This window comes from Campylobacter sp. CH278 (assembly GCF_004378845.1).
Lineage (GTDB): Bacteria > Campylobacterota > Campylobacteria > Campylobacterales > Campylobacteraceae > Campylobacter_D > Campylobacter_D jejuni.
The window spans coordinates 1-260 of record NZ_RYXZ01000042.1 but is presented as its reverse complement, the minus strand read 5'-3'; the positions used below and the strand labels follow the sequence as shown (position 1 = coordinate 260).

General features: G+C 37.7%; 1 pseudogene. It reads right to left on the bottom strand.

The features are described from left to right. A pseudogene (locus tag ELQ04_RS08605) lies at positions 1-260 on the bottom strand (AAA family ATPase); the annotation flags it as partial.

Sequence of the window (260 nt, the reverse complement as noted above, 5' to 3'; positions counted from 1 at the left end):
GCTTCAGTAAGCTCTCCAACTTCTTCATGTCCTATGTATCCTGGAGGCGCACCTAAGAGTCTTGAAACGCTATGTTATTCCATAAATTAACTCATATCAAAACGAATCATTGCTTTTTCATCATCAAATAAAAATTTTGCCAAAGCTTTAGCTGATTGTGGTTTTCCTACCCCTGTTGGCCCTAAAAATAAAAAGCTTCCTATAGGTTTATTGTCCGCATTAAGTCCTGCTTTGTTACGTTTAATGGCTCTAGCTAAAGC